12 protein-coding genes are annotated in these 13,357 nt (G+C 62.3%); 4 read left to right on the forward strand and 8 right to left on the reverse strand.

The annotated features are described in order from the left end of the window. Positions 1-85: 85 nt before the first annotated feature. Positions 86-844 carry an SDR family oxidoreductase gene (locus P3T16_RS21080; protein WP_429343711.1) on the reverse strand — a complete coding sequence of 253 codons (759 nt, stop codon included), beginning with the start codon at positions 842-844 and terminating at the stop codon, positions 86-88. Between the two features lie 56 nt (positions 845-900). Continuing rightward, positions 901-2,340 (reverse strand): aldehyde dehydrogenase family protein, encoded by a 1,440-nt coding sequence (locus P3T16_RS21085; protein ID WP_429343712.1) that lies wholly within the window; start codon positions 2,338-2,340, stop codon positions 901-903. A 283-nt stretch (positions 2,341-2,623) separates the two neighbouring features. Here P3T16_RS21085 and ppa point away from each other — a divergent pair, with 283 nt between their 5' ends. Together ppa and P3T16_RS21095 are read left to right on the forward strand one after the other, a co-directional pair. Then, positions 2,624-3,151, forward strand: a complete 528-nt coding sequence (gene ppa, locus P3T16_RS21090; RefSeq protein WP_429257851.1) for an inorganic diphosphatase — start codon at positions 2,624-2,626, stop codon at positions 3,149-3,151. A gap of 357 nt (positions 3,152-3,508) precedes the next feature. After that, positions 3,509-4,612: a hypothetical protein gene (locus tag P3T16_RS21095; RefSeq protein WP_429343713.1), complete on the forward strand. Its 1,104-nt coding sequence runs from the start codon at positions 3,509-3,511 to the stop codon at positions 4,610-4,612. A gap of 96 nt (positions 4,613-4,708) precedes the next feature. Here P3T16_RS21095 and P3T16_RS21100 read toward each other — a convergent pair whose 3' ends face one another. Both P3T16_RS21100 and P3T16_RS21105 read right to left on the reverse strand, forming a co-directional pair. Next, positions 4,709-5,050 (reverse strand): GIY-YIG nuclease family protein, encoded by a 342-nt coding sequence (locus P3T16_RS21100; RefSeq protein ID WP_429257853.1) that lies wholly within the window; start codon positions 5,048-5,050, stop codon positions 4,709-4,711. A 101-nt stretch (positions 5,051-5,151) separates the two neighbouring features. After that, complete coding sequence (locus tag P3T16_RS21105) at positions 5,152-6,321, reverse strand: GNAT family N-acetyltransferase (protein WP_429343714.1); 1,170 nt, start codon at positions 6,319-6,321, stop codon at positions 5,152-5,154. A 162-nt stretch (positions 6,322-6,483) separates the two neighbouring features. Between P3T16_RS21105 and P3T16_RS21110 the strand changes: the two genes are divergently transcribed. Continuing rightward, positions 6,484-8,172: an NAD+ synthase gene (locus P3T16_RS21110; protein ID WP_429343715.1), complete on the forward strand. Its 1,689-nt coding sequence runs from the start codon at positions 6,484-6,486 to the stop codon at positions 8,170-8,172. A 111-nt stretch (positions 8,173-8,283) separates the two neighbouring features. Then, entirely contained in the window at positions 8,284-8,622 is a 339-nt protein-coding gene (glnK, locus tag P3T16_RS21115) for a P-II family nitrogen regulator (RefSeq protein WP_074265470.1), read from the forward strand. Between the two features lie 168 nt (positions 8,623-8,790). Here the strand turns inward: glnK and P3T16_RS21120 are convergent, their stop codons facing one another. The 4 genes from P3T16_RS21120 to P3T16_RS21135 form a co-directional block, all read right to left on the reverse strand. Then, the gene (locus P3T16_RS21120) at positions 8,791-9,942 is read right to left on the reverse strand and encodes a porin (RefSeq protein ID WP_429343716.1); all 1,152 of its coding nucleotides are present in this window, start codon (positions 9,940-9,942) and stop codon (positions 8,791-8,793) included. A 567-nt stretch (positions 9,943-10,509) separates the two neighbouring features. After that, positions 10,510-11,292 (reverse strand): ABC transporter ATP-binding protein, encoded by a 783-nt coding sequence (locus tag P3T16_RS21125; protein ID WP_429343717.1) that lies wholly within the window; start codon positions 11,290-11,292, stop codon positions 10,510-10,512. A 17-nt stretch (positions 11,293-11,309) separates the two neighbouring features. Beyond that, complete coding sequence (locus P3T16_RS21130; RefSeq protein ID WP_429343718.1) at positions 11,310-12,023, reverse strand: ABC transporter permease; 714 nt, start codon at positions 12,021-12,023, stop codon at positions 11,310-11,312. Beyond that, positions 12,020-12,709, reverse strand: a complete 690-nt coding sequence (locus P3T16_RS21135; RefSeq protein WP_429257859.1) for an ABC transporter permease — start codon at positions 12,707-12,709, stop codon at positions 12,020-12,022. Before P3T16_RS21135 ends, P3T16_RS21130 begins: the two co-directional genes overlap by 4 nt. Positions 12,710-13,357 lie beyond the last annotated feature (648 nt).

Here is a 13,357-nt window from a genome sequence, read left to right on the forward strand (position 1 = left end):
CCGCGGCGTGAACCCCGCCGCACTCCGGCGGCCGCTGCTGCAACCCGGCGCAGACCGGTCGCTGCAGCGCGCGCCGCAGTGGACACTAGACGCAGCGCCCGCCGTCGACTTCGAGACACACACCGGTGACGAACTCCGCTTCGTCCGAAGCGAGGTACAGACACGCGTTGGCGACGTCCTGCGGCGTCGAGAAGCGACCGAGCGGGATACCGGCAAGAAAGCGCTTGCGATTCTCCGGCGTGTCTTCGACGCCCATGAATTCGGAGAGCAGGGCGGTTTCGCCCATCACCGGGGCCACGCAGTTCACGCGGATGCGGTCCGGCCCGAGTTCGGCCGCGAGCGACTTGCTCGCGATGATCACCGCGCCCTTGCTGCCGTTGTACCAGACGAGCCCCGGCCGCGGCCGCACGCCCGCCGTCGACGCGATGTTGACGAACACGCCGCCGCCCTGTGCGCGGAAGTACGGCACAAACTGCTGCACGCTCCAGTAGAGGCTTTTGACGTTGACCGCATAGACGCGATCGAACTCGGCCTCGGTCACGTCGAGCACCGGTTTGTTGCGATGGGTCGTGCCAGCATTGTTGACGACGATCTGCACGCTGCCGAAGTCTTCGAGTGCGGCTTCGCGCAGCGTAGTCCAGTCTTCACTGCGTGTGACGTCGCCCGCGACCGCAATCGCCTTGCCGCCCGCGAGCGCAATTTCGCTCGCGACGCGTTCGGCCGCCGGACCGTTCAGATCGTTGACGACGACGTTCGCGCCCTCGCGCGCGTACGTTTTCGCGATGCCTTCACCGAAACCCGAGCCGCCACCTGTGACGATGGCTGTCTTGCCTGTCAACCGCATGATGTCTCCTTTGTGTTTTCGCCGACGCCAGAACGCAATACCTTCGAACGGAACAGCTAGCCGTGCCGGATCGCAACCGTTTTCAGCACGGTGAATCCGTAGAGCGCCTCGAAGCCCTTCTCCCGGCCATGGCCGGAATGGCGAACGCCGCCGAACGGCAGTTCGACGCCACCGCCCGCGCCATAGTTGTTGATGAATACCTGGCCCGAACGCACCCGCCGCGCAAGGCGCAGTTGTCGCCCGCCGTCGCGCGTCCAGATACCGGCGACGAGCCCGTATGGCGTGCCGTTCGCGAGCGCAACCGCTTCGTCTTCGTCGCTGAAGGGCATCGCGGCGAGCACGGGGCCGAACACTTCTTCGCGCGCGAGGCGATGCGTGGGCGGCACATCGCGCAGGAGCGTCGGCGCCTGATAGAAGCCGGTCTCGGGCGCATCGACGATCACCTCGCCATGCGCGGCCATGGCCACGCCATCGTGCTGCGCATCGGAAAGGAAATCCCACACGCGTTGCTGCTGTTTTGCGCTGATCAGTGGGCCGCAATCGAGATCCGCGGTGGACGGCCCGACGCGCAACGCGCGAAACGCCGCGCCAAGCCGCTCGAGCAACGGTTCGTAAATCGTGCGGTCGATGAGCACGCGGCTGCCTGCCGAACACGTCTGCCCGGCGTTCTGGACGATGGCCGACACGAGCACCGGTAACGCGGCTTCGAGGTCAGCGTCGGCAAACACGATCTGCGGCGACTTGCCGCCGAGTTCCAGCGTGACCGGCACGTGGTTTTCGGCCGCCATCTGTGTGACGAGCTTGCCCGTCTCCGGGGAGCCCGTGAACGAGATGTGATCGATGCCGGGATGACGCGCGAGCGCCGCACCCGCTTCGTGCCCATAACCCGTGACGACGTTCAGCGTGCCGGCCGGCAGGCCCGCTTCGGCGGCCAGTTCGGCGACGCGCAATACCGTCAGGCACGCATCCTCGGCTGGCTTCACGACGCACGCGTTGCCTGCGGCAAGCGCCGCGCCGACGCTGCGGCCGAAGATCTGCATGGGGTAGTTCCACGGCACGATATGGCCCGTGACGCCGTGTGGTTCGCGAATCGTGAAGACCGTGTAGCCCGGCTGGTAGGGCAGCGTTTCGCCGTGAAGCTTATCGGCGGCGCCGGCGTAGAACTCGAAGTAGCGCGCCAGTGCCGATGCATCCGCGCGGGCCTGCCTGAGCGGCTTGCCGGTGTCCTGCGCCTCGAGCTTCGCGAGTTCTTCGTGACACGCGGTGACCAGCATCGACAGCCGGTACAGCACGCGGCCGCGCTCGGCCGCGCTCGCCGCGCCCCATGCGCCTTCGTAAGCACGGCGGGCGGCCCGTACCGCGCGTTCGATGTCTGCTGCCGTGCCGCGCGCGAGGCGCGTGAAGGGCTGGCCGTCCGATGGATCGATGACGTCGATCGTCTCGTTGCCCGTGGAACTGCTCCATTCGCTGCCGATGAAGTGTTTCGCTTCTTCCATGCATGCTCCTGGTTGAGAACTGAAGATGCCCACCCGCGCGGGCCCGAACCGGAATCGCGCGTGACGCCGCCCGGGAACGCCGGCGCGGCGGCCCGCGCCGTGCCGCGCGTGATGCCCGATCCACAAGGCGTAGAACGATTATCGCGCCGATCCCGTGCCGGCCGCCATCGGCCGATTGGCTATAATGGCGCATTCCGCACCGTCCGGCCGCGTGGCCGCGTGCGCCTGTCAAGGCGCCGCGCCGCAGCCGTGCTCCGAATTTCATCCTGACCAGAGAACGCTCATGAGCTTTAATCACGTGCCCGCAGGCAAAGATCTCCCGCAAGATTTCAACGTCATCATCGAAATCCCGGCGCAAAGCGATCCGGTGAAGTACGAGGCCGACAAGGATCTGGGCCTGCTCGTCGTCGACCGTTTCATCGGCACGGGCATGCGCTATCCGGCTAACTACGGCTTCATTCCGCAGACGCTCTCCGGCGACGGCGACCCGGTCGACGTGCTCGTGATCACGCCGTTCCCGCTGCTGGCCGGCTCGGTGGTGCGCGCGCGCGCGCTCGGCATGCTGCAGATGACGGACGAATCGGGCGTCGACGCGAAGCTGATCGCCGTGCCGCACGACAAGATCTGCCCGATGACGGCAGACCTGAAGTCGGTCGACGACGTGCCCGCGTATCTGAAAGACCAGATCAAGCACTTCTTCGAGCAGTACAAGGCGCTGGAGAAGGGCAAGTGGGTGAAGGTGGATGGCTGGGCGGGCATCGATGCCGCGCACAAGGAAATCGCCGACGGCATCGCGAACTTCAAGAAGTAATTCGTCGAAGCTGCCGTAGAAGAGAAAACCGCGCGAGCCCTTCGGGGCCGCGCGTTTTTTTTTTTATGCTGCGGCACCCGGATCCGCACAAGTCCAGCCCGTTAAGAATGCCTTAAGTACTGCGCTGTAGCATCCATCGAACGACGCGGCGGGAGAGGGTGACAGGTGATACATCCCGCGAGCGTCATCCGCAAAAATTCAATCCCCCGCATCAGAACCGGATTCGCCTTGAGGTGTCACTCGATTGACATTTGGGCCGGTTAAAGTGAAACCGCCGTCATCTATCATTTTGAAGCGCGATGCCGGAAACCAACTTTTTCTCACCCTAGAGATTGATTCAATCAGGACACCTTTCAAATGAAATTGAACACCGTGGCTCTGGTGATTTCGGCCGTGATTACGCTTTCTGCCTGTGGCGGAAGCGACAACAACAACGCCGCCGCGCCTGCGGCCGCGCCTGTTCCCAACACGGCAACGGCAACGGGCTACACTCTTTCGGTGTTCGCGAAGGCACCGTCTGCAACCAGCAAGCCCGACTCGATCGTGCAGATGGGCTCAACCGTATTCATCGGTTATCAGAATGCCGGCGAGGTTAAAGACGGCTCCGTGCCCGGCATCACCAATCAGATCGTGCAGTACGATCTGAAGGGCAATGCACTCAAGACGTTCACGGCCCCGGGACACGTGGACGGCCTGCTTGCGCGCAGCGACACCAATACTCTGTGGGCCATGGCGAACGAAGACGGCAATCCGGAGCTGACGATCATCGACCTCGCCTCCGGTACGCAAAAGACCTATCAGGCAACCGTCAACCCGACAGCGCATGGCGGCGGTTATGACGACATGCAGTTGCTGAATGGCGTTGTATACGTCAGTGCCTCGGCACCCACCACGCCAGGCACGGGTCCCTCTGTCGTCGCCCTTACGTTGAACCCCAACGGTACGACGTTCGACGTCGCGACGGTGCTGGACGGCAGCGCACAGAAGATAGACATCACGCCGTCGGTAGGGGGTTCGCCAAACCCGACTTTCAATCAGCCGGTGACGTTCGCGCTGGCCGACCCTGATTCGGAGGCCATCGATCCTTCCGGCAATCTCGTGCTGGACAGCCAGTCGGATGGCAAGCTGATATTCATCACCAACCCGGGTCCGAGCCAGACCGTCAGGATGCTCGCGCTGACGTTGTATAACGACAAGGACGGTCCGACCTATCCGGTGGACGATACGCGTTTCGTACCGGCGCCGGGCCCGACTGGCACAACGTTCATGCTCTTCACGGATGCAAACAACACGACCTATCGGGTCGATGCGCCCTTCAAGCAGGGCGATGCCTACAGTGCGGGCCAGGGTCAGGTGATGCAGCTGGACGTCAAGACCGGACATCTGACGCCGGTGGTCGCCGGTATCGGTGTTGCGTCGGCGCTGCAGGACCCGCATGGGATGCTGTTCGTCGCCCAGTGAGACCTCGCGCCTCGCTGTCGGATGAGTCGCTTTAAGGTATCGCTTGACCTGATGCGTCTGACTGCTTTGTCGACGCATCGGGCGGCGCGCGATTTCTTATGCTTTTCCAGACGCCCCGCCGGCTTCCGAAGGCTCGGCCTCTGGCTCGACCACATCGACCGCATCGACCACGGGCAACACCGATTCAAGCGTGCGCGCGCCGGCAGCCAGCGCGCGTTTTTCAACGGCCGTCAGGCGCTTGACCCAGTACTCGGCGCGCGAAGCGCTCGACCGGTCGGCGAGTTCAAACGAAGCGAGCAGCTGTCGCGGTTTGCGCGAGCGTGTATAGCGCGCGCCGGTGCCGCTGACGTGTTTGTCAAAGCGCGCCTGCACATCGACCGCAATGCCGGTGTAGACACTGCCGTCTTCGCATTCAATCAGGTAGAGAAACCACGGCATACGGGGCAGGAAACAACACGTCCTGGGAAAGAGGGATGGCCACGAGTTTCCCATAGAAACCCGTAGCCGTAACCCGACGAAAAGCCGTCAGCGTCAGTGAATCAGCCCTTGAATGGACTGTGTTCGCGCAGTTCGTCGACATACGCGTGGATGTTGCCCGTTTCGCCCGCGAGAAATTGTGCGACGGCATCCGAGAACGCCGGATGCGCGAGCCAGTGCGCTGAACGCGTAACAGTCGGCAGGAAGCCGCGTGCCATCTTGTGCTCACCCTGCGCGCCGCCTTCGAAAGCACCGAGTTTCTCCTCGATGCAGAATTCGAGCGGCTGGTAGTACGCCGTTTCGAAGTGCAGGCACGGCACGTGTTCGAGCGCACCCCAGTAGCGTCCATACAGCGTGCCGCCGGTTTTTTCGTCGCGCTGATAGACCACCAGCGAACTCGCGATCGGCTTGCCTTCGAATTCCGCGATCACGAGCAGCAGATTTTCAGGCATCGTTTCGCCAATCATCCGGAAGAAGTCGAGGTTCAGATACGGCGTCGAAAAGTGCTCCCGGTACGTCTGCCGATAGCATTTGCTGAAGAAACGCCAGTCGGCATCCGTGGCATCCTCACCGCGGATGCGGCGGAACGTGACGCCCGCGTCATGCACCTTGCGTCGCTCGGCGCGGATGTTCTTGCGCTTCTTCTGTTCGAGCGTCGACAGGAAGTCGTCGAAGGTCTGATAGCCGTCGTTGAGCCAGTGAAACTGCACGCCTTCGCGCTGCATCATGCCGAGATCGGTCAGCGCTTCGGCTTCGGTTTCGGTCGGGAAGAGCACGTGCAGCGACGACACGTCCGCCTGTTCGGCAAACGCCATCATCGTCGCGGCGAGGTGGCGCAGCGCGTGTTCGCTGCTGGCGAGCAGCCGGTTGCCCTGCACCGGCGTGAACGGCACCGCGCACAGCAGCTTCGGATAGTAGGGCACGCCGTTGCGCTTGTACGCATCCGCCCAGGCCCAGTCGAACACATACTCGCCGTATGAATGTCCCTTGAGATACACCGGTGCGGCGGCTTCGAGACGACCCGTGCGTTCATCGGTGAGCGTGACGAACTGCGTCGCCCAGCCGGTGTCGGGCACGGCGCAACGCGTCGCGTGCAGCGCGCTCAAGAATTCGTGGCGCAGAAACGGCGTCGGTTGCGACTGCCGTGCGAGGAGCGCGTTCCATTCGACGGCGTCCACCTCGAGCGGCGACGCCAGAATGCCCGTGCGATAATTAAAGCGTTCCTGATTCAATCTGTATGACCGTTCCACTCTGTTCGACGTCTGGCTGCACGATGTGCGCTGCGTCGTCCGTGATTGCACCGGGTTTCGTTTCGTCCGTCGGTTCGTCTGTTGCAACGAACCACTGTTGCTGCCTTCGCCGCCAGGCTGCTGGCCCGCCTCCCACGTTCTGCCATGAAGACCCGAATCGCTCTAGCCCAACTCAATGTCACCGTCGGCGACTTCGCCGGCAACGTCGCGAAGATCGTCAACGCGGCCCGCGCTGCGCACAACGATGGTGCGAAGCTGCTGGTCGCGCCGGAACTTGCGCTCTCCGGCTATCCACCCGAAGACCTGTTGCTGCGTCCCGCGTTCTACACCGCGAGCGCCGCGGCGCTGGCCGATCTCGCCGCGCAACTGAAGCCTTTCAAGGGCCTGCGCGTGATCGTCGGGCATCCGCATCGCGACCCGGCGAACGGCCATGGTAATGCAAACGCGCCGATCGAGCGCGGCGTGCCGCCCGTCGATACGTTCAACGCGGCGTCGCTGATCGTCGATGGCGAGATTGTCGGCACGTATCGCAAGCAGGATCTGCCGAACACCGAAGTGTTCGACGAGAAGCGCTATTTCGCCACGGATCCGCAGCCGTTCGTGTTCGATCTCGATGGCGTGACCTACGGCGTCGTGATCTGCGAGGACGTGTGGCATGCGTCGGCGGCGCAGATCGCGAAAGCGGCGGGCGCGCAGGTGCTGCTGATCCCGAACGGCTCGCCGTATCACCTGAACAAGGAAGCGGTGCGCGTCGATATCCTGCGCTCGCGGATCCGCGAGACGGGTCTGCCGATGGTCTACGTGAACATGGTCGGCGCGCAGGACGAACTCGTGTTCGACGGCGGCTCGTTCGTGCTCGACGCAAAGGGCGAAGTAGTCGCGAAGATGGCGCAGTTCGAGGAAGGGCACGCGATCGTCGAATTCGATGGCGCCACGCCCGTGCCTTCCGCGATCGCGCCCGAGCTGTCGATCGAAGCGCAGGTCTACGCGGCGCTCGTGATGGGCGTGCGCGACTACATCAACAAGAACGGCTTTCCCGGCGCGCTGATTGGCCTGTCAGGCGGCGTGGATTCGGCGCTGGTGCTGGCCGTTGCATGCGATGCGCTCGGCGCCGACCGCGTGCGCGCGGTGATGATGCCGTCGCGCTATACCGCCGATATCTCCACGACCGACGCTGCCGAGATGGCGCGCCGCGTCGGCGTGCGCTACGACGAAATCGCGATTGCGCCGATGTTCGATGCGTTCCGCACCTCGCTCGCGGATGAGTTTGCCGGCCGCGCCGAAGACGCCACCGAGGAAAACATCCAGGCCCGTATTCGCGGCACGCTGCTGATGGCCTTGTCGAACAAGTTCGGCTCGATCGTGCTGACGACCGGCAACAAGAGCGAGATGGCTGTCGGTTATTGCACGTTGTACGGCGATATGGCCGGCGGCTTCGCCGTCATCAAGGACATCGCGAAGACGCTCGTCTATCGTCTGTGCCACTACCGGAATGCGGCGACCACGTTCGCGAAGCAGGACATCATCCCGGAGCGGATTCTCACGCGCGCGCCGTCGGCGGAACTGCGCGAGAACCAGACCGACCAGGACAGCCTGCCTGAATACGACGTGCTCGACGCGATCATGCGCATGTACATGGAAGAGGACCGCTCGCTCGCGGAAATCATCGCCGCCGGGTACGCGGTCGAAGACGTCAAACGTGTCACGCGTCTCATCAAGATCAACGAGTACAAACGGCGTCAGGCGCCGATCGGCATCCGCGTCACGCATCGCGCGTTTGGCCGCGACTGGCGTTATCCGATCACGTCGCGTTACACGGAACCCGTCGAATGAGATCGCATCTGCTGCGACGGACTACTCGCAACGTGTCTGGCGCGGCGTAGAATCAAAAGCATTCGTTCCGTTTTCAATCTGTTCAATCTCTCGACCTGGATGAGGCCCGCCATGAAACGCATCACTGCAGTCATTAAACCGTTCAAGCTCGACGAAGTGCGCGAAGCGCTGGCCGAAGTCGGGCTGACCGGGCTGACCGTCACGGAAGTCAAAGGCTTCGGACGCCAGAAGGGCCACACCGAGCTGTATCGCGGCGCGGAATACGTCGTCGATTTCCTGCCGAAGGTGAAGATCGAAGTGGTGGTGGCGAACGATCAATGCGATCAGGTCATCGACGCGATCATCGGTGCGGCACGCACGGGCAAGATCGGCGACGGCAAGATTTTTGTCGCGGAAGTCGAGCGGGTGATCCGCATCCGCACCGGCGAGGAAAACGAAGCCGCAGTGTGATGTAGGGGAAAGCCGGGATCAGGCGCCGGCGTTGCACCACGCTGGTGCTTTTGTATGGGTATGCCAGAAATAAAAAACGGTGCGATACCCTTTCGGGTACCGCACCGATACGCGCCTCTCGCAGCAGCGTGAAAACTTCTCTTTAACTGTTCTGACTACACCGTTTGATTAGAACGAGTGTTGAATACCTGCGTACACACCGGTCTGGCTGTGGCCCGGCAGCGGGTTGTCAGTACCCACCGACGTACCCGGGTTGTTGGCATTCAGGCCGTAGTTAGCCGACTTGCTGTTCTGCGTCGTTGCAACCTGCAGGTCGAGCAGCGTGCGCTTCGACAGGTTGTACGAACCGCCAACCGTGTAGATCGTTGCGTTGCCCGCGCCATTGTTGCCATTGACGTGGTACACCGCTGCGATCAGTGCAGCTGCCGGCGTTGCTTGCCACGTCACACCGCCCCATTCGTGATTGAGCGTCGTCGGCTGGCCCGGCAGAACGCCCGTAGCACCCGACGAGCGGATCGCCTGGTAAGCAGCCTGGACCTTGAACTGACCGAGGAACACGTTCACAAGAGCCGAGTATTCGCGCGATGCCGAGAATACGCCGCCGCCAACGTTGGCGTTGTTGATCGCTCCCGTTTGCACGCCGTACAGCGAACCATTTGCCGGGTTGCGGATTTCGTCGTACAGGCCGCGAACCTGGAACAGGGCATTCGTGTAGGTGATCTGCGCGCCAGCTTCACGACCTTGCGCGGTCGTGCCGTTGCCGTTCCAGTTCGTCGCATTCGACAGTGCGTACTGACCGTAGAAGTCAAAGCCTGCGAACTTCGGCGACTGGTACGAAATGTTGTTGCTCGATTGCGGCCAGTTACGACCACGCACCAGCGACGCCGACGACCAGTTCGATTGACCGAACGGATCGAAGTCCCACACGCCATTCGAGATGAAGAGCTCGCGACCCAACAGCAGCGTACCGAACTGATCGTTCGACATACCGACCGTTGCCCAGCGATTGAAGAGACCGCCACCGCCCGGGCCTGCGCCCGTCATGGTGTTGAAGGAGCCTTCCAGCTGGAACAGCACCTTGTTGCCGCCACCAATGTCCTCAACACCCTTCATGCCCCACAGGCTGGTGCCCCAGTCGCCGCTTTCCGCGCGGAAGCGGTGCGAGCTGCTGGTTGCTGCACCCGTAGCGCTCGGGTTGGTCGGAACACCGGACATGTACTCAAGGCCGGCATCCAGGCGCCCATACAGCGTTACGCTGCTCTGTGCGTGTGCTGCCACGCCGAACGTCAGCAGCGATGCCGCGAGCAAAGCTTTCTTCATCTTCTCCTCCATACCCTGTCAAAAAGTAAACCCAGTACTGCGAATGGTGTCCGGACGCCAGAAGCGCCGAACAGAAATCTCGTACCAGAGAGCTTTGCGGCCGGGGTCGTATGTTGATGACGCGCGGCCTCGTTGCGGCCATCTTTACGTCACGCCCGATCCCTCGTCGACCGGTATCTCCTGTGCGTCGTATGAAGTGAAACTACTTTTATCGAACTTTGTTTTGCTACTTTGGTTACTAATTTAGCAAAAATACCCCTACCTGGCGAAGAAAATCGACGTGTCCCAAACAGGTGTCGCCAAATTGCAATACGAATGTGCGCGCTGCTCTTCGACAGATGCGTAAAAAAGCGCTTAAACCCTTGTCCGACAAGGGAATCACGGTTCGGCGGGCACTCAGTCAAGGATTGTCACTATTGACGGCGGAAATCGTGAGGAGTAAAGCGCTTCGACCGTGTTTTTGCGCACATGCTGGGATGAAATGCACATTCAACGTGCAGGTGACCGAAATAAAACAAGGCGCTGAAAGCGCCTTGTAAAACTACATAAACTACAAATCTGTAGTTTCTATTTGAGGCTGCCCGACAGGAACTGCTTGAGGCGGTCGCTCTTCGTGTTCCTGAAGACTTCGTCCGGATGACCTTCCTCTTCGACGCGCCCCTGATGCAGGAACATCACGTGGTTCGACACGTTGCGCGCGAACGCCATCTCGTGCGTGACGACGATCATCGTGCGGCCTTCCTCGGCGAGCGTCTGCATCACCTTCAGCACTTCGCCGACAAGCTCCGGGTCGAGCGCCGAAGTCGGCTCGTCGAACAGCATCACGTCGGGATGCATCGCCAGCGCGCGGGCGATCGCCACGCGCTGCTGCTGGCCGCCCGACAGATGCGACGGATACTGTTTCTCCACGCGCGGCGCGAGGCCGACCTTTTCGAGGTACTGACGGGCGCGCTCCTCGGCTTCGCGGCGCGGCAGGCCGAGCACGTTGACAGGCGCCTCGGTCACATTCTCCAGCACCGACATGTGCGTCCACAGGTTGAAGTGCTGGAACACCATCGAGAGTTTGGTGCGAACGCGCTGCAACTGCTTGTGATCGGCCACGCGCAGCGCGCCGTTGCGGTTGTCCTTCGCCGTGCGCACTTCCTCGCCGTCGACAAAGATGCGGCCCGAGTTCGGCTGTTCGAGGAAGTTGATGCAGCGAAGCATCGTGCTCTTGCCCGAGCCGGACGAGCCGATGACGCTGATCACATCGCCGGCATTCGCTTTCAGCGAGACGCCTTTAAGGACTTCGTTGTCGCCGTACTGCTTGTGGAGTTCGTCGACGAATAGTTTCTGTTTGCTGGATTTCATCTGTGTCCTTGTCAGGCTTACTTGCCCTGCGGCCGCAGATAGGCGAGCCAGCGGTGCTCGGCGCGGCGGAACAGCCACACGAGCGTGAAAGAAACGACGAGGTAGAGCAGGGCGGCAATGCCAAACGCTCCGAACGACTGATAGGTGGCGGAATTCACGTCACGCGCGATCTTGAGGATGTCCGGCACGGTCGCGGTGAAGGCGACGGTGGTGGCGTGCAGCATCAGGATCACTTCGTTGCTGTAGTACGGCAACGCGCGGCGCAGCGCCGAAGGCAGGATCACCCGGCGATACAGCGTGAACTGCGACATGCCGTACGCGCGAGCCGCTTCAATCTCGCCATAGGGCGTCGCCTTGATCGCGCCCGCGAAGATTTCGGTGGTGTATGCACAGGTGTTCAGCGTGAACGCGAGCAGCGTGCAGTTCATGCCGTTGCGGAAGAACGCGTCGGTGAGCGCGTGCGTGTGGATGACTTCGAGGCTGTAGAGGCCCGTGTAGCAAAGCAGCAACTGCACGTAGAGCGGCGTGCCGCGGAATATATATGTATACAGCCACACTGAGCGCGACAGCCATTTCTTCTTCGACACGCGCGCGACCGCGAGCGGGATCGACAGACAGAAGCCGAGCCCGATCGACACGACCAGCAGCCACATCGTGATGGCGAGGCCAGTGAAGCGGTAGCCGTCGGTGAAGAGATAGTTGCGCCAGTATTCCTGGATCAGCCCGATCATAGGTCCGCCTTTCGCACACCGGTCGAGTAACGTTTTTCGAGGTACATCAGCACAAAGTTCGAGACGGTGGTGATGACGAGGTAGATCGCGCCGGCCAGCAGCGTGAAGAAGAAGAACCGCAGCGTGCCCTTGCCGGCGTCCTGCGAAGCCTTGACGACGTCGGCGAGCCCGATGATCGACACCAGCGCAGTGGCCTTGACCATCACCTGCCAGTTATTGCCGATGCCGGGGAGCGCGAAGCGCATCATCTGCGGGAACATGATCCGCGAGAACACCTGCCACCCGCTCATGCCGTACGCGGAGCCCGCTTCGAGCTGGCCACGCGGCACCGAGAGGAACGCGCCACGGAAGGTCTCGGTGAAATACGCGCCGTAGATGAAGCCCAGCACGATGACGCCGGCGACGAACGGGTCGATGTCGATCTGCTGCCAGCCGATCAGGTCGGTCAGGTCGTTCAGCCAGATCTGGATGCTGTAGAAGAGCAGCAGCATCAGCACGAGATCGGGGACGCCGCGTATCAGGGTTGTATACAGCGTGCCGACGCCGTGCGACACGCGGTTCTTCGACAGTTTCGCCCCCGCGCCCAGCAGCCCGAGGAGAAATGCGAATGCCAGTGACAACACCGCCAGTTTGACGGTCTGCCAGGTGCCGGCAAGGATGATCGGGCCGTAGCCTTGAAGAAACATATGAAGTCCTTGACGACGCGTCTCGACGCCGCAAAAGACGCGATCTGCGTGCGTCGTGCGCCCTCTAGCCGGTGGATCCGTCGATCCGGCAGGACGCCCGACGCACAGCGGGCCGCTGTGCGATTCGTGACTGCCTCGCCGTGCCCCGGATCCGGGGCCGCGAAACACGCCAGGCGTCCCGCCTTCTGCGGGCTACCTGCCATGTCGTCGCCGGCGGAGCAGCGCTTTTTCCGACTGTATAACCAGAACCCCCGTCCGGCCCATTAGGTACCGGCCCGGTCTCCCTTCGCAAGTTTCCGCCGGGGCGCGGCGGCAATCGATGGCCGGATATCCGGCCAGCGGTCGCCATGTCTGGCTCGCCGTCGCTATTCTAGGCGGACAAAATTGCCGCGCAGGCGCCACATTGATCCGCTCGCTGGACTACCGCGGGCGGCGCAAGGGCGTGCGGCACAAGTCCGTCCGACCGAAAAGCGCGGTATTTTACCCGAACAGCCGGTGTGCGCCACCGAAGCTTTATCCACGGTCGGGCATACCCCTGGCGTGCAGCCTGCCGTGGGCGCGCGCGATTGCCGTCACCGGTGAAACGATACTGTGCGCCCGTGCGGATTGTGCTTTGTGCCGCATGCCCATACATTCTGCGCATCGCTC

Origin of the sequence: Paraburkholderia sp. GAS42 (assembly GCF_050436565.1) — a bacterium.
GTDB lineage: Bacteria > Pseudomonadota > Gammaproteobacteria > Burkholderiales > Burkholderiaceae > Paraburkholderia.